The sequence below is a fragment of the Pseudomonas sp. LABIM340 genome (assembly GCF_040017195.2).
Classification (GTDB): Bacteria; Pseudomonadota; Gammaproteobacteria; order Pseudomonadales; family Pseudomonadaceae; genus Pseudomonas.
The window spans coordinates 3,573,661-3,598,113 of record NZ_CM200227.1 but is presented as its reverse complement, the minus strand read 5'-3'; the positions used below and the strand labels follow the sequence as shown (position 1 = coordinate 3,598,113).

The window sequence follows — 24,453 nt, the reverse complement described above, 5'->3', positions numbered from 1 at the left end:
GTCGATCAGTGAGTGGGAACCGCGCCAGCGGCGGCCGGTTCCATGGAATTGCTGCGGTCCAGACGGCCACTCAGGGCGGTCAGGCCGAAAGCGGCGAGGGTGACGACGGCTGCAATCCAGGGTGTGTGGCCCAGGCCCAGGTGGCTGACGACCAGGCCGCCCGCCCAGGACCCGCCAGCCACGCCGAGGTTGAACGCGGCGATGTTGAAGCCCGCGGCCACGTCCACGGCATCCGGCGCCACGCGCTCGGCCTGTTGCACGACATACACCTGCAGGCCGGGCACGTTGCCGAAGGCCACTGCGCCCCAGGCCAGCACTGTCAGCACCACCAGCCACGGGTTGCCGGCAGTGAAGGTCAGCACCAGCAGTACCGAAGCCAGCAGGCCAAAGATGATCTTTAGTGCGCTCACCGGGCCGCGCTTGTCCGCCAGGCGGCCGCCCCAGATGTTGCCGATGGCCACCGAGACACCGTAGGCCAGGAGCACGGCGCCGACCATGTTCGGGCTGAATCCGGCCAGGTCCTGGAGGATCGGCGCGAGGAAGGTGAAGGCGATCAGCGAGCCGCCGTAGCCCACCGCAGTCATCGCATAGACCAGCAGCAGACGCGGTTGCAGCAGCACGCGGGCCTGGCGCAGCAGTGGTGCCGGCGGGGTGTGCTGGATGTTCTTCGGCACGAACAGCAGGCTGCCGAGCAGGGCGACCACGCCGAAGGCGGCGACTACCAGGAAGGTCACGCGCCAGCCCAGGTGCTGGCCGATGAAGGTGCCCAGCGGGATACCAGTGACGAAGGCGACGGTCATGCCGCTGAACATCGTGGCGATGGCGCTGGCGGCCTTGTCCTTGCTCACCAGGCTGGTGGCGATGATCGATCCGACCGAGAAGAACACGCCGTGGGCGAGGCCGGTGAGGATCCGCGCGATGATCAGCGATTCGTAGCTGGGTGCCTGCCAGGCCACCAGGTTGCCGATGGTGAACAGCGCCATCAGGCCGACCAGCAAGGCCTTGCGCGGGATGCGCCCGGTTATGGCGGTGAGCAGCGGCGCGCCGATGGCGACGCTCAGGGCGTAGAGGCTGACCAGCAGGCCGGCGGAGGGCAGGGTGACGCCCAGGTCGGTGGCGATGGTCGGGATCAGGCCGACGATGACGAACTCCGTCGTGCCGATGGCGAAGGCGCTGAGCGTCAGCGCCAGGAGTGCGAGGGGCATGGTGTGGGGCTCCGGACGAATGGGATGCGATGGGAGGCATTGTCCGGAAGTCGGCCCTTGAGAAAAACGCAGGCAACGACAAAGGATAGTTGATTGGGAGTCACGAATGGGCCGGACGGCTACGCTCAGTGCATTCGTTAAGAGGAATCGGCCATGCATTACACCGGCACCTGCCACTGCGGCGCGGTGGCTTTTGCCTTCGACGCGGAACTCGATGAGCTGGTGCGCTGCGACTGTTCGCTGTGCGGCAAGCGCAACGCCCTGATGGCCACCGTGCCGAAGGACAACTTCCGCCTGACCCGCGGCGACCAGGCCTTGCACCTGTATCGCTGGAACAGCGGCGTCGCGCTGCATTATTTCTGCGGGACGTGCGGCATCTACGTCTACCACCAGCGCCGCAGCAATCCGGCGCTGCTCAGCGTGAATGCCTGTTGTATCGACGGGTTCGATCCGGAGTCGCTGCCGGTGCGGCGGGTGGACGGCAAGAGCATGACTACCGTGGGCGGCCGAGGTCCGGGCTGATGCGGGCATGGTTCGCACCCCTCGGAGTTGCAGGCATAAAAAACCGGCCCGAAGGCCGGTAGAGAATGACACTGGAGTCGCTGCGCTCAGCGCATCACGCGCGCTTGAGTACCAGCGTGAGGATGTCGTAGCTGGCTACCAGCTCGCCGAGCTGGTTGGTGACTTCCACGTCCCAGGCCACCACTCCCTGCGGCTCGCCCTTGGGGCTCTTTTTGCCCTGGTCGATCTTGCGCTTGCAGGTCAGGCGCGCCTGGATGGTGTCGCCGATGCCCACCGGGTTGATGAAGCGCAGCGTGTCCAGGCCGTAGTTGGCCAGCACCGGGCCGACGCCGGGGGAGACGAACAGGCCGGCGGCTGCCGAGAGCACGAAATAGCCGTGGGCGATGCGCTTGCCGAACTGCGAGTCCTTCGCTGCCAGCTCATCGAAGTGCATATAGAAGTGGTCGCCCGACAGGCAGCCGAAGTTGACCAGGTCGGCTTCGGTGACCGTGCGGCGGTGGGTCAGCAGCGATTCGCCGATCTTCAGGTCGTCGAAGTAGCGGCGGAAGGGGTGCACCTCGGTCTCGTAGACCTTGGCGCCGCGCACGTATTCGCCGGTGACGGCCATCAGCATGGTCGGCGAGCCCTGTACCGCAGTGCGCTGCAGGTAGTGCTTCACGGCTCGCAGGCCGCCCAGTTCTTCACCGCCACCGGCACGACCCGGGCCGCCGTGCTTGAGCACCGGCAGCGGCGAGCCGTGGCCGGTGGATTCGGCGGCGGATTCGCGGTCGAGAATGTGCAGGCGACCGTGCAGCGCGCCCATGGCCGGGACGACCTTGGCGGCTACCTGCGGATCACGGGTAATCAGGCTCGCCACCAGGCTGCCCTTGCCGCGGGCGGCGAGTGCGATGGCTTCGTCGATATCGTCGTAGGCCATCAGGGTGCTCACCGGGCCGAAGGCCTCGATGTCGTGGGCGCCGCCTTCGGCATGCGGGTCACGGCTGCGCAGCAGGGTCGGGGCGAAGAACGCGCCTTCGCTGACACCGTCGCCACGCGGGGCGAAGCCATCCTTGGCGCCGAAGACCAGCTCGCTGGACTTCAGCAGTGCTTCGACGCGCTCGGCGACGTCGGACTGCTGGGCGTGGGAGGCCAGGGCGCCCATTTTCACGCCTTCCACCGACGGGTCACCGACCACGACCTTGGCCAGGCGCTCACGCAGACGCTCGGCCAAGGCGTCGATGTGTTTGGCGGGGACGATGGCGCGGCGGATGGCGGTGCATTTCTGCCCGGCCTTGGCGGTCATCTCGCGGGCCACTTCCTTGACGAAGAGGTCGAACTCCTCGTCGTCCGGGGTGACGTCCGGGGCGAGGATGGCGCAGTTCAGCGAGTCGGCTTCGGCGTTGAACGGCACCGAGTTGCGGATCAGGTTGGGGTTCACGCGCAGCTTGGCGGCCGTGTCGGCGGAGCCGGTGAAGGTCACCACGTCCTGGCCTTGCAGGCGGTCCAGCAGGTCGCCGGTGCCGCCGATGATCAGCTGCAGGCTGCCGGCCGGCAGAAGGCCGGACTCATGCATTACGCGCACCGCGGCTTCGGTGATGTAGCTGGTGGCGGTGGCCGGTTTGACGATGCACGGCATGCCGGCGAGGAAGCTCGGCGCGAACTTTTCCAGCATCCCCCAGATGGGGAAGTTGAAGGCGTTGATGTGCACGGCGATGCCGCCGCGCGGCACCAGGATGTGGCTGCCGGCGAACTTGCCGGTCTTGCCCAGCGGAATCGCCGGGCCTTCGTGGACGATGTTGCCCGACGGCAGCTCGCGGCCGCCGACGCCGGCGTAGGCGAACAGGGTGCCGGCGCCGCCTTCGATGTCGATCCAGCTGTCGGCGCGGGTGGCGCCGCTGTGGCGGGAAATCTCGTAGAGCTGTTCCTTGCGTTCGGTCAGGTACAGCGCCAGGGCCTTCAGGCGCTGGGCGCGCTGCTGGAAGTCCATGGACATCAGTTCTTTCAGGCCCTGCTCACGGGCATGGGCGACGGCTTCAGCAAAGTCCAGCGCCTCTTCGTGGGTGCGTGCCACGGTCTGGCCGTTGAGCGCACTTCGCAGCGCCTGGGCGCCGTGCTGGCCGACCCAGCGGCCGCCGATGAAACTTTGCAGGATTGGCTCTTGGGCCATGGTTGTCTTCCTCCGGATCGCTACGCAAGGGTGCCGGCTGGTGCCGGTGACCGCCGCGCCGGGTGGGCGTTGGCGGTGCATTCTTCATATGAAGAGCAAGGTGGCGGGACGAGCCGCCGGATAAGGCCCGCCAGGGTCCTTGTGGGGCGCTGGCGGTGGAGCATTCGGAGCACGACGCTCCCAGTAGGAGCGGGCCATGGGGCGCTCCTACAGGTTGAGTCCGCAGCTACGGCTCAGAGCTGGTCGAAATCCAGCACCACGCTGTCGCTGATCGGATACGCCTGGCAGCTCAGCACGTAGCCGGCCGCCACTTCGTAGTCCTCCAGGGCAAAGTTGCTGTCCATTTCCACTTCGCCGGAGACCACCTTGCACTTGCAGGTCGAGCACACGCCGGCCTTGCAGGAGTAAGGCAGTTCGGCGCCGTGCTCGTTGCCGGCATCGAGCACGCTGACGCTGTTGCGGGCCAGCTCGAAGGACAGCTCGCGGCCATCGCTGATCACGGTGATCTGGCTCTTCGCGCTGTCGATCGCGGCGGCGGCCTGGCGGGCCTCGCGCTTGCTTTCGCTGCCAGCGGCGGCGAACAGTTCGAAGTGGATGCGCTCGGCCGGCATGCCGTTGCCTTTGAGCTGGTCGCGCACGGTCTCGGTCATCGCCTGCGGGCCGCAGATGAAGGCGGCGTCCAGGCTCTTCACGTCGAGCCAGCGGCTGAACAGCTGGCCGCACTTGTCGGCGTCGATGCGGCCGTTGTAGAGGTCCACGTCCTGCTGTTCGCGGCTGAACACGAAGATCAGGTTGAGTCGTTGCAGGTAGCGGTTCTTCAGGTCTTCGAGCTGCTCGCGGAACATCGCGGCGTTGCTGGAGCGGTTGCCGTAGAGCAGGGTGACGCGACTGTTCGGCTCGGTTTCCAGGGTGGTCTTGACGATCGACAGGATCGGCGTGATGCCGCTGCCGGCGGCGACCGCCAGGTAGTTGCCGTGGCGCGCCGGGTCGAGCTGGACGTTGAAATGGCCGGCTGGCGGCATGACTTCCAGGCTGGCGCCGACCTTCAGTGCTTCATTGGCATAGGCGGAGAAACGTCCGCCCGGCACGCGCTTGATCGCCACGCGCAGTTCGCCGTCATTGACGCCGCTGCAGATGGAGTAGGAGCGGCGCACTTCCTCGCCGTCGAGCTGGGTGCGCATGACCAGGTGCTGGCCGTGCTGGAAGCGGAAGCTGTCGGCCAGGTCCGCCGGGACGTCGAAGGCGATGGACACGGCGTCGCGGGTTTCCGCGCGCACTTCCTTGATTTTCAGGCTGTGGAACTTGCTCATTGTTCTTCTCCGGCGGCGGCGCCGCTCAGATGCACTTGAAGTAGTCGAACGGTTCGCGGCAGTCGACGCAGCGGTACAGCGCCTTGCAGGCGGTCGAGCCGAACTCGCTGAGCAGCTCGGTGCGCGCGCTGCCGCACTGCGGGCAGCAGACTTCCGGGCTTTCGCCGAGCAGGCTGCGCTTGCTGGTGCTGCCGGCCGGCGGGGCGATTCCGTAGACGCGCAGGGCCTCGCGGCCGCTGTCGCTGATCCAGTCGGTGGTCCAGGCGGGGTTCAGCCGGCGCTCCAGTTGCGGCGCGGCGAAGCCGGCATGCTCCAGGGCGTGCTGGATGTCCTGCTCGATGACCTCGGTGGCCGGGCAGCCGGAGTAGGTCGGGGTGACCACCACGTGCAGGTGCCCGTCCTGCCAGTCGAGACCGCGAACGATGCCCAGTTCGACGACGCTGACCACCGGAACTTCCGGGTCCATTACCGCGCCGAGCACGTTCCAGGCATGGCTGAGGTCGTCAGCCGTGCCGGCGCGCGCGCCGCGGTCGCTGGTAATCAGCTCACCAGGTCGCATCGGGGTAGGCCCGCTGGAGGAACTGCATCTCGGCCAGGAGGATGCCCAGGTGCTCGGTGTGCACGCCGCGACGGCCGCTGAGGTAGAAGTTCACCGCAGGTTCCGGCAGCGGCAGGGTGGCGGCGGCGAAGATGTCGGCGACCTTGGCCTTCCACGCGTCGGCGAGTTCTTCCGGGTTCGGCGCTACGCCCTCGGCGAACAGGCGTTGCTCGATCTCGTCGGCATTGCAGAGTTCTACGGTGAAGCGCCATACCTGCGGGATAGCCGCGAGCATGCGCGCATGGCTCTGCTCGGTGCCGTCGCCCAGGCGCTGCATCCATTCGCCGGAGCGGCGCAGGTGGTAGGTGACTTCCTTCAGACCCTTGGCGGCGATGGCGGCGATGCGCTCGTCGCTGGAGGCGCTCAGGGCGTGCAGCACGTGGAAGTGCCAGGCGTCATAGAGGAACTGCTTGGTGATGGTTACGGCGAAGTCGCCGTTGGGCTGCTCCACCAGCAGCAGGTTGCGGAAGGCGCGCTCGTCGCGGCGGAAGGCCAGGGCGTCGGCATCGCGGCCATCGTCCAGCAGTTCCACCGCGTACTCGTACCAGTTGCGCGCCTGGCCCACGAGGTCGAGGCCGACGTTCATCAGCGCCAGTTCTTCTTCCAGCGCCGGGGCGTGGCCACACCATTCGCACAGGCGCTGGCCCTGGATCAGGGCGCTGTCGGCGAGGCGCAGCAGGTATTCGATCTTGTCGTTATGCGGATTCATGCACGCGATCTCACATGTGGCCGACTTCGGGCGGCAGCTCGTAGAAGCTGGCGTGGCGGTAGACCTTGTCCTGCGACGGGTCGAACAGCGGGTCCTTCTCGTCGGGGGAGGAGGCGGTGATCAGCGCGGAGGGCACGACCCACAGGCTCACGCCTTCGTTGCGGCGGGTGTACAGCTCGCGGGCGTTCTCGATGGCCATGGCTGCGTCGGCGGCGTGGACGCTGCCAACGTGCTTGTGGTTCAGGCCGTGCTTGCTGCGCACGAAAACTTCAAAAAGGGTCCACTCGGACATGACTTCTCTCTCCTCGCGGCTCAGGCGGCGTCGCGTTTCTGTTGTTGTTTGCGGGCGTAGGCGACCGCGGCTTCGCGGACCCAGGCGCCGTCTTCGATGGCCTTGCGGCGAGTGGCGACGCGCTCGGTGTTGCACGGGCCGTTGCCCTTGAGCACTTCGTAGAACTCTTCCCACTGGATGTCGCCGAAGTCGTAGTGGCCGCGCTCCTCGTTCCACTTCAGGTGCGGGTCCGGAGCGGTGCAGCCGAGCAGTTCCAGCTGCGGCACGGTCTGGTCGACGAAGCGCTGGCGCAGCTCGTCGTTGCTCTGCCGCTTGATCTTCCAGGCCATGGATTGGGCGCTGTTGGGGGAGTCGGCATCGCTCGGGCCGAACATCATCAGGGCCGGCCACCAGAGGCGGTTGATGGCGTCCTGGACCATGTCCTTCTGCGCCTGGTTGCCGTGGCGCATCATGGTCAGGAGGATTTCGTAGCCCTGGCGCTGGTGGAAGCTCTCTTCCTTGCAGATGCGGATCATCGCGCGGGAGTAGGGGCCGTAGGAGGTGCGCTGGAGCACTACCTGGTTGACGATGGCGGCGCCATCCACCAGCCAGCCCACCGCGCCCATGTCGGCCCAGTTCAGCGTCGGGTAGTTGAAGATGCTCGAGTACTTGGCCTTGCCCGAATGCAGCTTGGCGATCTCGGCGTCGCGGTCGGCGCCCAGGGTTTCCATGGCGCTGTAGAGGTAGAGGCCGTGGCCGGCTTCGTCCTGGATCTTCGCCATCAGCTGCAGCTTGCGCTTCAAGGTCGGCGCGCGGGTCACCCAGTTGCCCTCGGGCAGCATGCCGACGATCTCGGAGTGGGCGTGCTGGGAAATCTGCCGGATCAGCGTCTGGCGGTAGGCGTCGGGCATCCAGTTCTTCGCCTCGATCTTCACCTCGGCATCGATCTTTTCCTGGAAGGCGCGTTCCTCGGGGGACATCTCCTCCAGTGCCTTGATGCGCTTCACGCCGGTCTCAACCAGTTGTGCGTACATGCTGTGTCTCCAGCCTTTTGTCTTGTTCGTGGGACGGCCTTGGCCATGGCTGTATTTTTAAATGATACAGAAATGAATGTCTAACAATAAATGATGTGTCGTAAGTGGGCTTGGTATCGCTTTGGTGGATTTCGCGGAGGTTTCAGGGGCAATAAGAGGCGCATTTGTCGGGATTTACTCCGGTAAGTGTAGTGATTGTGCGGGTAACGTTCTGGAGCTTGCTGTGTTCTGTCGCGGTGCGTTGATGCCCTGGGGATGGAGCTATAAGGCGACGAAGTGATACGTAAAACGAGTTCTTTGTGTGAAGAGTTTATGTGTCGCGTTGAGGGCTTGAAGGGCGGCGTCGCGGCTTGGCGCCGGCCTTGCCGGCGGATCGCGGGCGTGGCCCGCTCCTGCAGGGGGTGTCTGCAGGAGCGGAGTGGGTCAGGCTTGGACGATGACCTCGAAGCCGCCGAAGATCATGCGTTGCCCGTCGAAGGGCATGTCGTTGAATTCGGTCTTCATCCGCGGGTCTTCCATGAACTTCTTCATGCCGGCATCGCGCACCTCCTTGCTCGGCCAGGTGATCCAGGAGAACACCACGGTTTCGTCCTCCTTGAGTTTCACCGCCATGGGGAAGGAGGTCACCTTGCCCTCGGGCACGTCATTGCCCCAGCACTCCACGACGCCGAGCGCGCCGTACTCCCTGAACATCGCCGCCGCTTTTCGCGCGACCTCTATGTAGCGTTCGCGCTTGGCGGTGGGTACCGCTACGAGGAAGCCATCGACATAGTTCATCGTTCATCTCCTGCGGATAGGCGGACGGCCGGATGCCGCCTGCTTTTGAGGAATAGTCGAAGGACGGGATTGAGGATCGACAGGGGGCGGGTGGTGGGGCGACGGGCGGTCTTCGTTGCGCGAAGGGTTGGGTGAGAGATGCAGGAGCGAGCTTGCTCGCGAGCGGGCGTCAACCCGAATACTCCAGCGCTCGGGCTGTCGCAGGCATGGCCAGCTCCTACAGGCCGGCCCCGCGCTTTACCTGTAGGAGCGGGCCATGCCCGCGATCCGCCGGCAAGGCCTGCGTCAAGCGAGAGCTCAAGCCCCGATTCTGCAGGGAGCGAGCAATGAAAAGCCCCGCCGAAGCGGGGCTTTCGATCACGCCAAGACTCAGCCCTTGGGCCGGTTGTCGTACACGTGGCAGGCCTTGCCTTCCGAGCGCTTGAGGCTGTGCGAGGGCTGCACCAACACACGGGCGCTGACGCCGATGTGGGTCTTGACCTGCTTGCTCAGCTCGCTGCCAATCGCCTTCTGCTCGTCCGCCGAGAGGCCCTGCAGGTCGTGGCGCAGTTCGACGTGGATGTCGATGCAGTCGAGGTTGCCGTTGCGGTGCAGGTGGATCTCGTAGCACTCGGCGAGCTGCCTGATCTTCAGCACCTGCTCCTCGACCTGGGTCGGGAAGACGTTGACGCCGCGGATGATCAGCATGTCGTCGCTGCGCCCGGTGATCTTGTCGATGCGTCGCATCGGCCGCGCGGTGCCCGGCAGCAGGCGGGTCAGGTCGCGGGTGCGGTAGCGGATCATCGGCAGCGCTTCCTTGGACAGCGAGGTGAACACCAGCTCGCCGTATTGGCCGTCGGGCAGCACGGCGCCGGTCGCCGGGTCGATGATCTCGGGGTAGAAGTGGTCTTCCCAGACGGTCGGGCCGTCCTTGGTCTCGGCGCACTCCATGGCCACGCCCGGGCCCATGATTTCCGAGAGGCCGTAGATGTCCAGGGCGGTGATGCCCATGCGTTCCTCGACGGCGCGGCGCAGCTCGGCGGTCCAGGGTTCGGCACCGAAGATGCCCAGGCGCAGCTTGAGGCTGTGCGGGTCGACGCCCTGGCGCTCGATCTCGTCGGCGATGTTGAGCATGTAGGACGGGGTGACCATGATGATGTCCGGCTGGAAGTCGCGGATCAGCTGGACCTGCTTCTCGGTCTGGCCGCCGGACATCGGGATCACGGTGCAGCCCAGGCGCTCGGCGCCGTAGTGCGCACCCAGGCCGCCGGTGAACAGGCCGTAGCCATAGGACACGTGCACCTTGTCACCCTTGCGGCCGCCGGCGGCGCGGATGGAGCGGGCGACCACGTTGGCCCAGGTGTCGATGTCGTTCTGCGTGTAGCCGACCACGGTGGGTTTGCCGGTGGTGCCGCTGGAGGCGTGCAGGCGCACGATTTCCTGCTGCGGTACGGCGAACATGCCGTACGGGTAGTTGTCGCGCAGGTCGTTCTTGCCGGTGAAGGGGAACCTGGCGAGATCGTCCAGGGAAGTCAGGTCGTCCGGGTGTACGCCGGCTTCGGCGAAGCGCTTCTGGTACAGCGGGACGTTGTCGTGGGCATGCTTGAGACTCCAGCGCAGGCGCTCCAGCTGGTGCTGGCGCAGCTCGTCGACACTGGCGGTTTCCATCGGGTCAAGCAGGGCACGTTCGGCATCATGGTACATGTTCATGGGTTCACTCGATTTGTTCTTGTACGCCAGCCCTGGTGAGGGCTGCGAGTGTCATGGGAGCAGCATAGCGCCCCCGTTTGCGGAAGGATTCGAACCCCTGCCAGAGACTTTGCTCTGCCTGCCAGACGCTGCACGGAGGCGACTGGCGGTGCGGGGTTCGATCCCGCCGATGGATCAGATTCGCTCGATGATCAGCGCAATGCCCTGGCCGACGCCGATGCACATGGTGCACAGCGCGTAGCGGCCGCCGCGTTCCTCCAGCTCATGCAGGGCGGTGGTGACCAGGCGCGCGCCGCTCATGCCCAGCGGATGGCCGAGGGCGATGGCGCCGCCGTTGGGGTTCACCCGTGCATCGTCGTCCGCCAGGCCCAGCTCGCGCAGGACCGCGAGGCCCTGGGCGGCGAAGGCTTCGTTCAGCTCGATCACGTCCATGTCGTTCAACGACAGGCCGGCCAGCTCCAGCACCTTGCGGGTCGCCGGCACCGGGCCGATGCCCATGATCCGCGGCTCGACGCCAGCGGTGGCCATGGCCACCACGCGGGCGCGGGCCTTCAGGCCGTGGCGTGCGGCGGCGGCCGGGGTTGCCATCAGCAGGGCGCAGGCGCCGTCGTTGACGCCCGAGGCGTTGCCGGCGGTGACGCTGCCGTTTTCGCGGAACGGCGTGCCGAGCTTGGCCAATTGCTCCAGGGTGGTGTCGCCGCGCGGGTGTTCATCCTGCTCGATGACCTTGGCCGGGCCTTTGCGCTGGGGGATTTCCACCGGGACGATTTCCTTCGCCAGGCGGCCGTTGGCTTGCGCGGCGGCAGCCTTGTGCTGGCTGCGCAGGGCGAAGGCGTCCTGGTCGGCGCGGCTGATGTTGAACTGCTCGGCGACGTTCTCCGCCGTCTCGGGCATGGAGTCGATGCCGAACTGCTGCTTCATCAGTTTGTTGACGAAGCGCCAGCCGATGGTGGTGTCGAAGATTTCCGCGCTACGGCCGAAAGCCTGCTCGGACTTGCCCATCACGAACGGCGCGCGGGACATGGATTCCACGCCGCCGGCCAGCATCAGGCCGGCTTCATTGCAGCGCAGGGCGCGCGCGGCGCTGCCCACGGCATCCAGGCCCGAGCCGCACAGGCGGTTCAGCGTGGTGCCGGGTACGGTCACCGGCAGGCCGGCCAGCAGCGAGGCCATGTGGGCGACGTTGCGGTTGTCTTCGCCGGCCTGGTTGGCACAGCCGAAGATCACGTCGTCGATGGCGCTCCAGTCCAGCTCCGGGTGGCGCTGCATCAGGGTCTTCATCGGGACGGCGGCGAGGTCGTCGGCGCGCACGCCGGACAGGGCGCCGGCGTAGCGGCCGATGGGCGTGCGCACGGCGTCGATGATCAGGGCGTCGGTCATATCGCTCATTCGGAGGTCTCCTGCGCCAGCACGGTGCCGCGCACTTTGTAGGATTTGCCGTGGAACAGGGCGATCAGCTGGCCCTGGGAATTCTCGATGCGCACGTCGTAGTTACCGGTGCGGCCGCTGCGGCTCTGTTCGAAGGCGCTGGCGATCAGCTCGTCGCCTTCGCGGGCCGGCGCCACGTAATCGATGCTGCAGCCGATGGCGACAGTGGCGTCGTTGTAGCTGTTGCAGGCGAAGGCGAAGGCCGAGTCGGCGAGGGCGAACAGGTAGCCGCCGTGGCAGGTGCCGTGGCCCTGGATCATGTCCTCGCGCACGCGCATCGATAGCCTGGCGCTGCCCGGACCGGCATCCAGTAACTGGATGCCCATGCGACGGGTGGCCTGGTCGCGCTCGTACATGGCCTCGGCGCAGTCGCGGGCCAATTGGGTGGCGTCAGTCATGGAAATTTCTCCCCTCGGCGTGCAGGCGGCGCAGCAGCAGGGACGGGCGATAGCGATCCTCGCCGTACGCGGCCTGCAGGTTGTCGAGCACGCGCAGGACATTGCCGATGCCGATCTGCGCGGCCCAGGCCAGCGGGCCCTGCGGGTAGTTCACCCCGGCACGCATGGCGAGGTCGATGTCGCCAGCGCTACCCACGCCTTGCAGCACCGCGTCGGCGCCTTCGTTGGCGAGCATGGCGACGGTGCGCAGTACGGCGAGGCCGGGTGTATCGCTCAGGCGGCTGGCGGCGATGCCGGCCTTGGCGAGCAGGGCGACGACCTGATCCAGCGCTGCGGGCGTGGTGTCCGCCGAGGCGGAAATGCCCAGGCGCGAAGCCTTGCTGTAATCCAGGGCGAGGTCGATCAGGACGAGATTGCGCAGGCCGTCTTCCCTGGCGCGCAGGCTGGCGAGGCGGCCGTCGGACAGCGCCACTACAGCATCACCGACCCGCAGCAGGCCGCTGCCGGCGCGCTGGGTGATCTCGATGCCGGCATCCTTCAGCCGTTGCACCAGCGGCTGGGCGACGCCCAGGTCACCTTCCAGTACGCAGGAGGTCACGCTGGCGCTGCTGCTCAGGCTCACCGGCTGCGGGCGCTCGGCGCCTTCGGCGTAGTCGTAGAAGCCCCGGCCACTCTTGCGGCCGAGGCGGCCGGCGTCCACCAGCTCCTTCTGGATCAGCGAGGGCTGGAAGCGGAAGTCGCCGTAGTAGGCGGCGAACACCGAGCAGGTGACGGCGTAGTTGACGTCATGGCCGATCAGGTCGGTCAGCTCGAAGGCGCCCATGCGGAAGCCGCCGGCGTCGCGCATCAGCGCATCCAGTGTGGCGCAGTCGGCGGCGCCTTCCTGCAACAGGCGCAGGCTTTCGGCATAGAAGGGGCGCGCCACGCGGTTGACGATAAAGCCGGGCGTGGACTTGGTGTGGACCGGCTTCTTGCCCCAGGCCAGCGAGGTGGCATACAGGCTGTCAGCCAGTGCTGGATCGGTGGCGAGGCCGGAGACGACTTCCACCAGCGCCATCAGCGGTGCCGGGTTGAAGAAGTGCATGCCGACCACTTGCTGTGGGCGTTCGAGGCCGGCGGCCAGGCTGGTGATGGACAGCGAAGAGGTGTTGCTGGCGAGGATGCAGTCCAGGGCGCACAGCGCTTCCAGCTGCTGGAACAGGCCGCGCTTGACCTCCAGGTTTTCGACGATGGCCTCGATCACCAGCTTCGAATCGGCCAGCGCCTCGATGGCTTCCACCGGTTGCAGGCGGGCCACGATGGCGCTGCGGGCATCAGCGTCGAGCTTGCCTTTTTCTACCAGGCGGCCGAGCTGGCGGTCGATGCCGTCGATGGCCTGGGCGGCGGCGCCGGGGCGGTTGTCGTAGAGCTTTACCGGGTGACCGGCTTGCGCGGCGACCTGGGTGATGCCCGCACCCATGGCGCCGGCACCGATCACCGCGACTTTTGCGTCTTTCGAAAGTGCGCTCATGGATCAGCGGCCCTTGAAGCTGGGGGTGCGTTTTTCCATGAAGGCAGACACGCCCTCGCGGTAGTCCTCGCTGCGGCCGGCCAGGCGCTGCAGGTCACGCTCCAGCTCCAGCTGCTCGTCGAAGCTGTTGTTCAGGCTGGCGTTGAGGCTGCGCTTGATCAGGGCCAGGCCGTAGGTCGGCTGGGTCGCCAGGTGGCGGGCGAGCTTGAGGGCTTCCTCGCGCAGGTTGGCGTCATCCACCACCTGGTAGATCAGGCCCCATTGCTCGGCCTGTTCGGCGCTCAGGCGATTGCCCAGCAGGGCGAGCGCCTTGGCACGGGCCATGCCGACCAGGCGCGGCAGCGTCCAGGTGCCGCCGGAATCGGGGATCAGGCCGATCTTGCAGAAGGCCTGGATGAAGCTGGCCGAGCGCGCCGCCAGCACCAGGTCGCAGGCCAGCGGAATGTTCGCGCCGGCGCCGGCGGCCACGCCGTTGACCGCGCAGATGACTGGCAGCGGCAGGTCGCGCAGGGTGCGGATCAGCGGGTTGTAGAACTGCTCGATGGACTGGCCGAGGTCCGGCACTTCCGCGCCAGGGGCAACGTTGCGGTCGGACAGGTCCTGGCCTGCGCAGAAGCCACGGCCTTCGCCGGTCAGCAACAGGACGCGGGCTTCCGGGTTCTGCCGGACCTGCTTGAGTGCCTCGCGCACTTCGCCATGCATGGCGGCGTTGAAGCTGTTGAGCTGCTCCGGGCGGTTCAGGCTGAGGAGGGCGACGCCGTCCTCGATGGAAAACAGGATGTGCTCGAAGTTCATGGGCGGGCTCGCTCCATCAAAGGGCAGACAATGGGCAGAAAGGGGTGGTGCTCAGCGGCCTTCGTAGGCCGGCTGGCGTTTTTCCTGGAAGGCGCGGATGCCTTCGTCGCGGTCGGCGGTGCCGGCCAGCAGGGTGAAGGCGTGGCGCTCGAAGCGCAGGCCGCTGGCCAGATCGGTGTCCTGTGCCTTGAGCAGCGCTTCCTTGGCCAGTCGCACGGAGAGCGGCGCCTTGGCGGCGATGCTGCGGGCGATCTGCAGGGCGCGCTCCACGGTGAACTCGGGTTGGGTGACTTCGCTGACCAGGCCGGCGCGCTGGGCGTGGCGGGCGTCGATGGCTTCGCCGGTGAGTACCATCTGCATCGCCAGCGGCTTGCCCACGGCGCGCAGCAGGCGTTGGGTGCCGCCGGCTCCGGGCATGATGCCGAGGTTGATTTCCGGCTGGCCGAAGCGCGCGTCTTCGCCGGCAACGAGGATGTCGGCGTGCATCGCCAGCTCGCAGCCGCCGCCCAGGGCGAAGCCGTTGACGGCGGCGATCAATGGCTTGGAAAAGGCGGCGATGCGCTGCCAGTAGCCGACGCGCGGGTCATTGAGGATGCCGACCAGGTCGCGCTCGGCCATTTCCTTGATATCGGCGCCGGCGGCGAAGGCCTTGCGGCTGCCGGTCAGCACCACGGCGCGGGTTTCGCTGTCCTGCTCGGCGGCGTCGAGTTCGGCGGCCAGTTCACCGAGCAGTTCGGTGTTCAGTGCGTTGAGCGCCTCGGGGCGCTGCAGGGTGATCAGGCGGACGCCCGCTTCAGGCATCTGAACGGCAAGGGTGCGAGGCATGACATCGTCCTCAGGCTGCACGCGCGGCTGCATGGCCGGCTGTATTGGAATTATGGGAGGCAGGCGTTGCCCGTCTCCGGCCTTCTCGCAGTATAGGCCTAAAGTGATACGGAAAAACAACTACAAAAGTTGAATCGCGTGTCTAAAGTATTTATGCCGATGCCACCGAGTGGGCAGGCGGGTGGTTGAGAAATGCCTTCCATGCAGCGTATTTACTGGTTTTATAAGCCTTTTCGTCGTCCTGGCAACATCATTCGGAAGTGATACGTCAGATTTAGATTGGAGGTACTCACCTTGATGTGATACAAAATTTGCAAAAGAACAAATCGCTTTGTGCGGTGATGCCGGAACGCCGGCAGCGCCGCAGGAGAACCCGATGCCCTGCTACAGCCTCGAAGGCGTGCGCCCGGTCGTTCATCCGACCGCCTTTGTCCATCCCACCGCCGTGCTGATCGGCGACGTCATCGTCGGCCCCGGCTGCTATGTCGGCCCGCTGGCGGCGTTGCGCGGCGACTTCGGGCGGATCGTCCTCGAAGAAGGCGCGAACCTTCAGGACACCTGCGTCATGCACGGGTTCCCGGACAGCGACACCGTCGTCGAGCGCAACGGCCACATCGGCCATGGCGCGGTACTGCACGGGTGCCGCATCGGCGAGGACGCCCTGGTAGGGATGAACGCCGTGGTGATGGATTACGCGCAGATCGGCGCGCGCTCCATCGTTTCAGCTGCCGCCTTCGTCAAAGCCAAGTTCGACTGCCCGCCGCAAAGCCTGGTGATGGGCGCTCCGGCCAGCGTCAAGCGCAGCCTGAGCGACGAAGAGATCGCCTGGAAGCGCCGCGGCACCGAGGAATACCAGGCCCTGGCCAAGCGCTGCATCGATAGCCTGGTGGAATGCCAGCCTTTGGCGGAAATAGAAGAAGCGCGTCCGCGCCTGGGTGATTCCGGTTTCCGGCCCAAAGCCGAGGCAGGGGTAGGGAAGGGCGCATGAGTACTGGGGTTCGCTCCAATGGCCAGGCGGTGCGGCGGGCAGGTATAGTCGCCGCTCCTTCGACTGCGCAACGTGCCATGACCGCTCTAGCACCGCTGAATCAGCTGATCAATCGCTTCCAGGAACAGACGCCGATCCGCGCCAGTTCGCTGATCATCACCTTGTATGGCGATGCCATCGAACCCCACGGCGGCACCGTCTGGCTGGGCAGCCTGATCAATCTGCTGGAACCCTTCGGTATCAACGAGCGGCTGATCCGTACCTCGATCTTCCGGCTGACCAAGGAAGACTGGCTGACTGCCGAGAAGGTTGGCCGGCGTAGTTACTACAGCCTGACCGGCACCGGCCGGCGGCGTTTCGAGAAGGCCTTCAAGCGCGTCTACAGCTCCAGCCTGCCGGCCTGGGACGGTTCCTGGACCCTGGTGATGCTCTCGCAGATCGCCGCCGACAAGCGCAAGCAGGTCCGTGAGGAACTGGAATGGCAAGGCTTCGGCGCCATTTCGCCGACCGTTATGGCCTGCCCGCGGGCCGACCGCAGCGATGTCATGGCGACCCTGCAGGACCTCGACGTGGCCGATGACTGCATCGTCTTCGAAACCCGCGCCCAGGACGTGCTGGCCTCCCGCGCCATGCGCATGCAGGTGCGCGAGAGCTGGAAGATCGACGAACTCGGTGAGCACTACAGCGAATTCATCCAGCTGTTCCGCCCGCTCTGGCAAGCGCTGCGCGAGCAGGACCAACTGCGCCCGGAAGACTGCTTCCTCGCGCGCACCCTGTTGATCCACGAATACCGCCGGCTGCTCCTGCGTGACCCACAATTGCCCGACGAACTGCTGCCGGGGGATTGGGAAGGGCGCGCGGCGCGGCAGCTGTGCCGCAACATCTACCGACTGATCCACGCCAAGGCCGAGGACTGGCTGAACCGCAACCTGGAGACCGCCGACGGCCCGCTACCGGACGTCGGCGAGAGCTTCTACAAGCGCTTCGGCGGATTGAACTGACAGGAGTTGGCGTGAAAAATGCCTCTCGCTTTGCAACGTTGCGGTTGCAGGGCGGGGACAGCGCGGTGCGACCTTCCTTATAGAGGGCGGCCGCGAACGATGACGACAGGCCCTGGAGGCCGTCGCTGAATAACAACAAACAATGCGTGTGAGGCTTTGCAGGTCATGAATTCTTCATCGACATTGAGGGATGACGCTTTCGAGGCGTGGCTGGGACAGGTCAACCGGGCGTGCGGTCGTTTCGATGCGCGCACCCTCGGCCCCCAGTTCCATGGACGGTTGCGCGAATACCAGGGCGGTGCGATCAAGCTTTCCGTGGTCGACATGGCCCAGGTGCACCTGTACCGGACCAGCAAGGAAGTCGGCACCAGCGCCGGCGGGCACTATTACGCGGTGTTCCAGCTCGAAGGACGCTCGCGCCTGGAGCAGGGCGACAACCGCGTGGAACTGTCGCGTGGCGACATCAGCCTGATCGACGCCAGCCGGCCCAGCGACATGACCTACCTGGAGGAATCCCGGCAGCTCTCGCTGATCCTGCCGCGCCAGGTGATCGAGCGCGGCCTGCGCATGTCTGAAGTGACCTGCGCGTCGAAAATCCCGGCCAGCTCGCCGATCGCCGTGCTCGCCAACCGCCTGATCGTCGAGACCAGCCAGCAGGAAAGCCTCGGCATGCTGGAAAGCGAGGCGACCCTGGACGCCCTGGTGACGCTGCTGCGCCCCGCGCTGGCCAGCCAGGACGCCGAGCAGGACAACCACGAACGCATGTTCCGCAAGGCCACGGCCTTCATCGACCAGCACATCGGCGCCGAAGAACTCTGCCCCGAGCTGATCGCCCGTGAGGTAGGCATCTCGGTGCGCGGCCTGTACCGCATGTTTGCCAAGAAGGGCCTGGTGGTGGCGCAGTACATCAAGAACCGCCGCCTGGACTTCTGCGCCGAGACCCTGCGCAACGCCCAGTTCGAGCAGAAGCTGTCGGCGCTCGGTTATGCCTGGGGCTTCTCCGATTCGAGCTACTTCTCCACAGCCTTCAAGGGCCGCTTCGGGGTGTCGCCGGGCGAGTACCGCAAGCGCTACGCGAATTGACTCGGGTGGTGGACGGCGATACCCGGCGGTCTTGTGCCGCCTATTGATGGGTATCGCTGCCTGCCGCCGGCTCATACGCCAGGAGGGTTCGCGAGCAAGCTCGCTCCTACGAAGAGCGGCTGTGGCGTATTCGGGGAACTGTAGGAGCGAGCTTGCTCGCGAACGCTTTCCCGCCATGACCCTGGTCACCTGAGCGCCATCCTGGCACTCCCGCCAACACGTCTGGCACAGAGGAAAAGACCCTCCCCGACGCCGCTGGCAACAATCACCTTCGATGACGCGCGCCATCCGGCCGCAAGCTGTACTCGAAGGTGATTTCCCGATGTCCCGCAACAAGCTCCGATTCCGCGCCCTCGGCCTGCTGCTGGCCGGCGCGCTGCTGCAACCGGTCCTGGCGTTCGCCGGCGACTGCCCGGCCAGCGACGCCCAGCAGGGCGAAACCGTCTTCGCCCGCGACTGCTCGATCTGCCACACCGCCAAGGCCGACGGCCCCGGCATGATGGGCCCCAACCTGCATGGCGTAGTCGGCCGCATGGCCGGATCGCTTGCCGGCTTCAGCTATTCCCAGGCAATGAAAGGCAAGGGCGCGGCCTGGTCGCGTGACAACCTCGACGCCTTCGTCAGCCAGCCCCAGGCCGCCGTGCCCGGAACCTACATGCCCTTCGCAGGCCTGGCCGATGCGGCCGAGCGGCGGGCGCTCACCTGCTGGCTGAGCCAGCAGCACTGATCAATCAGGAGAGACCATGAACGTCACACAGATCCTGCCTCAGGTCACTGCCTTCCTGGCGCGCAAGCATGGCTGCTTCATCGACGGCGCCTGGGTGGTGCCCGAGGGCGCCCGCACCGACGTGCTGAACCCGGCCACCGGCGAGGCGATCTCCAGCGTCGCCGACATCGATACCGACCTGCTCGACCGCGCCGTGAAATCTGCCCAGTCGGCCTACAAGTCCCGCGTCTGGGCTGACCTGCGTCCGGCCGACCGCGAACGCATCCTGCTGCGCTTCGCCGACCTGGTGGAAGCCAACGGCGAGGAACTGGCCCAGCTGGAAACCCTCAGCCAGGGCAAGTCGATCAACATCTCGCGGATGCTGGATGTCGGCGCCACCGTCGAGTTCATGCGCTACATGGCCGGCTGGGCGACCAAGATCGAAGGCCAGTCGCTGAATGTCTCCATCCCGCTGCCGCCCGGCGCCAAGTTCACCGCCTACACCCGCCGCGAGCCGCTGGGCGTGGTGGCTGGCATCGTGCCGTGGAACTTCCCGCTGATGATCGCCGTGTGGAAGCTGATCCCGGCGCTCGCCACCGGCAACAGCGTGGTGATCAAGCCCGCTTCTGAAACTCCGCTGACTGCCCTGCGCCTGGCCGAACTGGCCTTCGAGGCCGGTGTGCCGGCTGGCGTGTTCAACCTGGTGACCGGCGACGGCCCGCGCATCGGTGGCGGCCTGGCCAGCCACAAGCTGGTCAACAAGGTTTCCTTCACCGGCTCCACCGCGGTGGGTCGCAGCGTCGGCCTGGCCGCCGTGCAGAACATGACCCGCTTCGCCCTGGAGCTGGGCGGCAAGAACCCGATGATCGTCCTCGCCGATGCCAACATCGACAACGCCGTACAGGGCGCGCTGCTGGGCGGCCTGCTGAACAACGGCCAGGTCTGCGCTGCGGCGTCGCGCTTCTACGTGCACCGTTCGCGCTACGACGAGTTCGTCGAGAAGCTGGCTGCTGCCGTGGCCGGCATGAGCCTGGGCGAGGGGATGGACCCGAGCGCGCAGATCAACCCGTTGGTGTCCGCCAAGCAGCAGCGCAGCGTGCTCGACCACATCGCCCGTGCCGGCGAGCAGGGTGCGCGCATCGTCTGCGGTGGCGAGCAGGTCGGCGGCAGTGGCTTCTACGTGCAGCCCACCGTGCTGGCCGACGTGACCATGCAGATGGCCGTGGCCCGTGACGAAGTGTTCGGCCCGGTGCTGGCGGTCCTGCCGTTCGACGAGGACGAGCAGGCCATCGAGATGGCCAACGACAGCGAATACGGCCTGGGCGCGAGCCTGTGGACCAACGACCTGTCCAAGGCGATGAACATGGTCCCGCGCATCGAGTCCGGCACCGTGTGGGTCAACGCCCACGTGCTGCTCGATCCGAGCATGCCCTTCGGCGGCGTCAAGCAGTCGGGCATGGGCCGCGAGTTCGGCCGCGCCGTGGTCGAGGCCTATACCGAGATCAAGTCGGTGTGCATCGCGCACTGATTGATAGTGAGAGCAACACCCTCGTTTAGCAGCGGGCCTTCGGGCCCGTTTTTTTTCGCAGGAATTCCAAGAGATCGTCCTGTAGGAGCGTGCGATGCCTGCGAACCGCGGACGGAGTCCTCGCGGCTCCGGTGTGCGTCGGCGCCGTAAGCCCTGCTTACGGTTCGCGAGCATGGCTCGCTCCTACATCGGCCAGCGGCGGACTTTCCCTGTAGGAGCAGGCCATGCCCGCGATCGCGCCCATGGGGCGCTCCTACAGGGAGGTTCGGCGTCAGCTTCGTAGGATGGGTGGAGCGCAGCGATACCCATGCTGATGGCGCGGGGCATTGATGGGTATCGCTACGCTCCACGCCATCCTACACAGAGCGGGAGATGGCGTAGGGCGGATAACCTGGAACAGGTTATCCGCCGGCTATTCGGCGGATAACGCTGGCGCGTTATGCGCCCTACGGATGACGCGAGCGGCCTTAGTGGGCCGGGAGGATCCGCCCGCGGCATTCGCCAAAGCCGATGGAGGCGTGGCCGTCGCGGCGGCAGCGCGCGCGCAGGATGATCTCGTCGCCGTCCTCGAGGAAACGTCGCTCCTCGCCATTGGCCAGCACGATCGGCTGCTTGCCGCCGCCGGTGAGCTCCAGCAGGCTGCCGAAGCTGTCCGGGGTTTCCCCGGAGAGGGTGCCGGAGCCGAACAGGTCACCCGCCTGCAGGCGGCAGCCGTTGACGCTGTGGTGCGCCACCATCTGCGCGACGGTCCAGTACATGTTCAGCGTGTTGCTCAGGGCGATGCGCTCCGGGCCCTGGTGCTCCCGGCGCATGCGCGCGGTGTGCAGCAGGACTTCCAGCTCGATGTCCAGCGCGCCGCGCTGCTGGTCGCCTTCGTCGTACAGGTAAGGCAGCGGTTGCGGGTCGCCTTCCGGGCGGGCCGGCTGGGCGACGCGGAAAGGCTCCAGCGCCTCGGCGGTGACCACCCAGGGCGACACCGTGGTGGCGAAGCTTTTCGACAGGAACGGCCCCAGCGGCTGGTATTCCCAGGCCTGCACGTCACGGGCGGACCAGTCGTTGAGCAGGCAGAAGCCGGCGATGTGGCCGGAGGCGGCGTTGATCGGAATGGCCTTGCCCTGGTCGTTGCCCTGGCCGATCCAGATGCCCAGCTCCAGCTCCAGGTCCATCCGCGCGCAGGGGCCGAACACCGGCACGTCAAGGCCGGCGGGCAAGGTCTGGCCGTTGGGGCGGCGCACTTCGGTGCCAGAAGGCACGATGGTGGACGCGCGGCCGTGGTAGCCGATGGGCACGTACTTGTAGTTGGGCAATAGCGGGTTGTCCGGGCGGAACAGCTTGCCAACGTTCTGCGCGTGGTGGATGCCGACGTAGAAGTCGGTGTAGTCGCCCACCTTGGCCGGCAGATGCATGCGGCACGCGGCCTGGGGCTTGAGCAGCGCGGCACCCAGGTGCTCCATGCGTTTCTGTTCGCCGCTGCCTTCGCTGAGCAGGTGGATCAGCGCTTCGCGCAGGGTGCGGCGCGCAGTGGGGCCTGCGGCGAAGAAGGCGTTCAGGCTGTCGCCGCTGGCCACCAGTGCGGCCTGGTGCGCGGCGCCGTGAAACAGGCCGGTCTCGCAGGCGGTCTTCAGGTCGAAGATGTAGTCGCCGATGGCGACGCCGCCGCGGGGCGAGTCGCCCGGCGGGCTGAACACGCCCAGTGGCAGGTTCTGCAGGGGGAAGTCCGGGTGGCCGTTGGCCGATTCGATCCAGCTTTGTGCGGTGTGGGCGGCGCTCATGTTACTGCTCCTGGATAGGGTCGAAGGTCTTCTGCATGCCGCTCCAGCAGCTGTCGTAGTCACGCTGCAGCTGCGGGCAGTCGAGGGCGAAGCGGCTGGGGCGCAGCACGCGGCCGGTCTCGAACATGAAGGCCATGGTCTTGTCGATCTTGTGGGGTTTGAGGTCGGCGGCAATCGCCTGCACGGTGGTGGCGTTGTCCGGGCCGTGGGCGCTCATGCAGTTGTGCAGCGAGGCCCCGCCGGGGACGAAGCCGTCAGCCTTGGCGTCGTACACGCCCTGGATCAGGCCCATGAATTCGTTCATCAGGTTGCGGTGGAACCACGGCGGACGGAAGGTGCTCTCGGCCACCATCCAGCGCGGCGGGAAGATCACGAAGTCCATGTTGGCCATGCCGTGGGTGTCGCTGGGCGAGGTCAGCACGGTGAAGATGGACGGGTCCGGATGGTCGAAGCTGATCGAGCCGATGGTGTTGAAGCGGCGCAGGTCGTACTTGTACGGCACGTTGTTGCCGTGCCAGGCGACCACGTCCAGCGGCGAGTGGTCGAGCTGGGTCGCCCAGAGTTCGCCGAGGAACTTCTGCACCAGCTGCACCGGGCCTTCCAGGTCTTCGTAGTGCGCCACCGGGGCGAGAAAGTCGCGGGCGTTTGCCAGCCCGTTACTGCCGATGGGGCCGAGATCGGGTAGGCGCAGCGCGGCGCCGTGGTTTTCCGCCACGTAGCCGGCAGCCTCGGCTTCCAGCAATTCGACGCGCAAGCGCATGCCGCGAGGGATCACGGCGATTTCCAGCGGCTCCACCTCCAGCACGCCCAGCTCGGTGACCAGGCGCAGGCGGCCGGCCTGGGGCACGATCAGCAGCTCGCCATCGGCGTTGAAGAACACCCGGCGCATCGAGATGTTGGCGCGGTAGGCGTACAGGCTGACGCCGCTGCAGGCCTCGGCTTCGGCGTTGGCGGCCATGCATAGCAGGCCGTCGACGAAGTCGGTAGGCTCCTCGGGCATCGCGAAGCTGTTCCAGCGCAGGCGGTTGGGGGTGACCGGGCCGAGGGCAGTGCCGGTGATCTGCCGCTCCAGGCGCTCGAAGCGCGGGTGCGCGGCGGACGGGCGGATGCGGTACATCCAGGTGCGCCGGGCCTCGCTGCGCGGGACGGTGAAGGCGGTGCCGGAGAACTGCTCGGCGTAGAGACCCAGCGGCACCTGCTGCGGCGAGTTCATGCCCACGGGCAGGGCGCCCGGCAGGGCCTCGCTGGCGAATTCGTTGCCGAACCCGGATTGGTAGGCAGGAGAGGCGGTCATGGTGGTTTCACTCTTGTTATCGTAATTGAATTACGATTAACGTAATTTCGTGTCGACGGGCCGTCAAGTCCGTCTGGGAGTTCCTTTAAGTTGAAGACCATGAACGACGCAGAAGACTCCGTCCCGACGAAGGGCGCAAAGGTGCAATCCGCCGAAGTCGGCACGCAGATCCTCAAGGCCCTGGCGGACCTCTCGCCGAGCACCTCGCTCAAGCGCCTGGGCGAGTACCTGGACATGCCGGCAGCCAAGGTCCACCGCTACCTGCAGGCGCTGATCGCCAGCGGCTTCGCCGAGCAGGACCCGCTGACCAACCATTACGGCCTGGGACGCGAGGCGTTGTACGTCGGGCTGGCGGCGATCCGCCGGCTGGATGTGGTGAAAGTCGCGAGCCCGGCGCTGGCCGAGTTGCGCGATGTGCTGGGGCAGACCTGCTTCCTCGCCATCTGGGGCAGCCACGGGCCGACCGTGGTGCAGGTGGAGCCGGCCCAGGGCATGGTCACGCTGGTGACCCAGGTCGGTTCGGTGCTGCCGCTGCACGGTTCGTCCACCGGGCTGGTGTTCGCCGCCTACAAGGATGGGCTGGAGGAGGGCGCCGATCAGGTGGTGCTGGAGGGAATTCGTAGCGAGGGTTTGCATGCCATCCACGGCCTGCTGATGCCGGGGGTGAATGCGCTGTCGGTGCCGCTGTTCAAGATCGGGCGGGAGCTGGCTGGAGTGATTACCGTGGTGGGTTCGGAGGCGAGCTTTGCTGCCGAAGCCCATGGCGAGGCGGCGCGGGCGCTGCTGGAGATGGCCCGGGAAGTCAGTTTGCGGATGGGGGGAGAGGTTTGACCGCCTGAGATGCTTTGATCAGCCAGGGAGTCG

23 protein-coding genes are annotated in these 24,453 nt (G+C 66.5%); 7 read left to right on the top strand and 16 right to left on the bottom strand.

The genetic code is table 11. The features are described from left to right. Window positions 1-5 precede the first annotated feature (5 nt). Window positions 6-1,205 (bottom strand): MFS transporter, encoded by a 1,200-nt coding sequence (locus tag ABKS89_RS16500; protein ID WP_348586157.1) that lies wholly within the window; start codon window positions 1,203-1,205, stop codon window positions 6-8. Window positions 1,206-1,358: 153 nt separating this feature from the next. Between ABKS89_RS16500 and ABKS89_RS16495 the strand changes: the two genes are divergently transcribed. Then, window positions 1,359-1,727 carry a GFA family protein gene (locus tag ABKS89_RS16495; protein WP_348586156.1) on the top strand — a complete coding sequence of 123 codons (369 nt, stop codon included), beginning with the start codon at window positions 1,359-1,361 and terminating at the stop codon, window positions 1,725-1,727. Between the two features lie 94 nt (window positions 1,728-1,821). Here the strand turns inward: ABKS89_RS16495 and paaZ are convergent, their stop codons facing one another. The 13 genes from paaZ to paaF form a co-directional block, all read right to left on the bottom strand. Continuing rightward, the gene (gene paaZ, locus ABKS89_RS16490) at window positions 1,822-3,873 is read right to left on the bottom strand and encodes a phenylacetic acid degradation bifunctional protein PaaZ (RefSeq protein WP_348586155.1); all 2,052 of its coding nucleotides are present in this window, start codon (window positions 3,871-3,873) and stop codon (window positions 1,822-1,824) included. Window positions 3,874-4,106: 233 nt separating this feature from the next. After that, the gene (gene paaE, locus ABKS89_RS16485; RefSeq protein WP_138215573.1) at window positions 4,107-5,183 is read right to left on the bottom strand and encodes a 1,2-phenylacetyl-CoA epoxidase subunit PaaE; all 1,077 of its coding nucleotides are present in this window, start codon (window positions 5,181-5,183) and stop codon (window positions 4,107-4,109) included. A gap of 25 nt (window positions 5,184-5,208) precedes the next feature. Further along, entirely contained in the window at window positions 5,209-5,742 is a 534-nt protein-coding gene (paaD, locus tag ABKS89_RS16480) for a 1,2-phenylacetyl-CoA epoxidase subunit PaaD (protein ID WP_138215574.1), read from the bottom strand. Next, window positions 5,729-6,490, bottom strand: a complete 762-nt coding sequence (paaC, locus tag ABKS89_RS16475) for a 1,2-phenylacetyl-CoA epoxidase subunit PaaC (protein ID WP_348586154.1) — start codon at window positions 6,488-6,490, stop codon at window positions 5,729-5,731. The genes paaD and paaC overlap by 14 nt, the downstream gene beginning before the upstream one ends. Window positions 6,491-6,500: 10 nt before the next feature. After that, on the bottom strand, window positions 6,501-6,782 hold the full coding sequence (gene paaB, locus ABKS89_RS16470; RefSeq protein ID WP_017520939.1) for a 1,2-phenylacetyl-CoA epoxidase subunit PaaB: 282 nt from the start codon (window positions 6,780-6,782) through the stop codon (window positions 6,501-6,503). A 20-nt stretch (window positions 6,783-6,802) separates the two neighbouring features. After that, entirely contained in the window at window positions 6,803-7,795 is a 993-nt protein-coding gene (gene paaA / locus ABKS89_RS16465; protein WP_348586153.1) for a 1,2-phenylacetyl-CoA epoxidase subunit PaaA, read from the bottom strand. 423 nt (window positions 7,796-8,218) lie between these two features. Next, window positions 8,219-8,572, bottom strand: a complete 354-nt coding sequence (locus ABKS89_RS16460) for a DUF1428 domain-containing protein (protein WP_348586152.1) — start codon at window positions 8,570-8,572, stop codon at window positions 8,219-8,221. A 369-nt stretch (window positions 8,573-8,941) separates the two neighbouring features. Further along, window positions 8,942-10,261 (bottom strand): phenylacetate--CoA ligase PaaK, encoded by a 1,320-nt coding sequence (gene paaK / locus ABKS89_RS16455; RefSeq protein WP_348586151.1) that lies wholly within the window; start codon window positions 10,259-10,261, stop codon window positions 8,942-8,944. Between the two features lie 174 nt (window positions 10,262-10,435). Continuing rightward, a complete protein-coding gene (gene pcaF / locus ABKS89_RS16450; protein ID WP_518301051.1) occupies window positions 10,436-11,641 on the bottom strand; it encodes a 3-oxoadipyl-CoA thiolase in 1,206 nt (401 codons plus the stop codon). Between the two features lie 5 nt (window positions 11,642-11,646). Then, window positions 11,647-12,087 (bottom strand): hydroxyphenylacetyl-CoA thioesterase PaaI, encoded by a 441-nt coding sequence (gene paaI, locus ABKS89_RS16445; RefSeq protein ID WP_192296150.1) that lies wholly within the window; start codon window positions 12,085-12,087, stop codon window positions 11,647-11,649. Beyond that, on the bottom strand, window positions 12,080-13,597 hold the full coding sequence (paaH, locus tag ABKS89_RS16440; RefSeq protein ID WP_348586149.1) for a 3-hydroxyacyl-CoA dehydrogenase PaaH: 1,518 nt from the start codon (window positions 13,595-13,597) through the stop codon (window positions 12,080-12,082). Before paaH ends, paaI begins: the two co-directional genes overlap by 8 nt. A gap of 3 nt (window positions 13,598-13,600) precedes the next feature. Beyond that, a complete protein-coding gene (gene paaG, locus ABKS89_RS16435) occupies window positions 13,601-14,392 on the bottom strand; it encodes a 2-(1,2-epoxy-1,2-dihydrophenyl)acetyl-CoA isomerase PaaG (protein WP_348586148.1) in 792 nt (263 codons plus the stop codon). A gap of 51 nt (window positions 14,393-14,443) precedes the next feature. Continuing rightward, window positions 14,444-15,217 carry a 2,3-dehydroadipyl-CoA hydratase PaaF gene (paaF, locus tag ABKS89_RS16430; protein WP_348586147.1) on the bottom strand — a complete coding sequence of 258 codons (774 nt, stop codon included), beginning with the start codon at window positions 15,215-15,217 and terminating at the stop codon, window positions 14,444-14,446. 376 nt (window positions 15,218-15,593) lie between these two features. Between paaF and paaY the strand changes: the two genes are divergently transcribed. The 5 genes from paaY to ABKS89_RS16405 all read left to right on the top strand — a co-directional run bounded on the left by paaY (window position 15,594) and on the right by ABKS89_RS16405 (window position 20,523). Continuing rightward, entirely contained in the window at window positions 15,594-16,205 is a 612-nt protein-coding gene (gene paaY, locus ABKS89_RS16425; RefSeq protein ID WP_348586146.1) for a phenylacetic acid degradation protein PaaY, read from the top strand. Window positions 16,206-16,282: 77 nt separating this feature from the next. After that, window positions 16,283-17,206: a phenylacetic acid degradation operon negative regulatory protein PaaX gene (gene paaX, locus ABKS89_RS16420; protein WP_081519801.1), complete on the top strand. Its 924-nt coding sequence runs from the start codon at window positions 16,283-16,285 to the stop codon at window positions 17,204-17,206. 165 nt (window positions 17,207-17,371) lie between these two features. Beyond that, window positions 17,372-18,289 carry a transcriptional regulator FeaR gene (feaR, locus tag ABKS89_RS16415; protein ID WP_081519802.1) on the top strand — a complete coding sequence of 306 codons (918 nt, stop codon included), beginning with the start codon at window positions 17,372-17,374 and terminating at the stop codon, window positions 18,287-18,289. A gap of 322 nt (window positions 18,290-18,611) precedes the next feature. Then, window positions 18,612-19,016, top strand: a complete 405-nt coding sequence (locus ABKS89_RS16410) for a c-type cytochrome (RefSeq protein WP_081519803.1) — start codon at window positions 18,612-18,614, stop codon at window positions 19,014-19,016. Window positions 19,017-19,032: 16 nt separating this feature from the next. After that, a complete protein-coding gene (locus ABKS89_RS16405) occupies window positions 19,033-20,523 on the top strand; it encodes an aldehyde dehydrogenase family protein (protein ID WP_348586145.1) in 1,491 nt (496 codons plus the stop codon). A gap of 467 nt (window positions 20,524-20,990) precedes the next feature. Here ABKS89_RS16405 and fahA read toward each other — a convergent pair whose 3' ends face one another. Both fahA and hmgA read right to left on the bottom strand, forming a co-directional pair. Then, window positions 20,991-22,295, bottom strand: a complete 1,305-nt coding sequence (gene fahA, locus ABKS89_RS16400; protein WP_348586144.1) for a fumarylacetoacetase — start codon at window positions 22,293-22,295, stop codon at window positions 20,991-20,993. Between the two features lies 1 nt (window position 22,296). Next, a complete protein-coding gene (hmgA, locus tag ABKS89_RS16395; protein ID WP_348586143.1) occupies window positions 22,297-23,589 on the bottom strand; it encodes a homogentisate 1,2-dioxygenase in 1,293 nt (430 codons plus the stop codon). Between the two features lie 99 nt (window positions 23,590-23,688). Between hmgA and ABKS89_RS16390 the strand changes: the two genes are divergently transcribed. Then, window positions 23,689-24,420 carry an IclR family transcriptional regulator gene (locus tag ABKS89_RS16390; RefSeq protein WP_348586142.1) on the top strand — a complete coding sequence of 244 codons (732 nt, stop codon included), beginning with the start codon at window positions 23,689-23,691 and terminating at the stop codon, window positions 24,418-24,420. Window positions 24,421-24,453 lie beyond the last annotated feature (33 nt).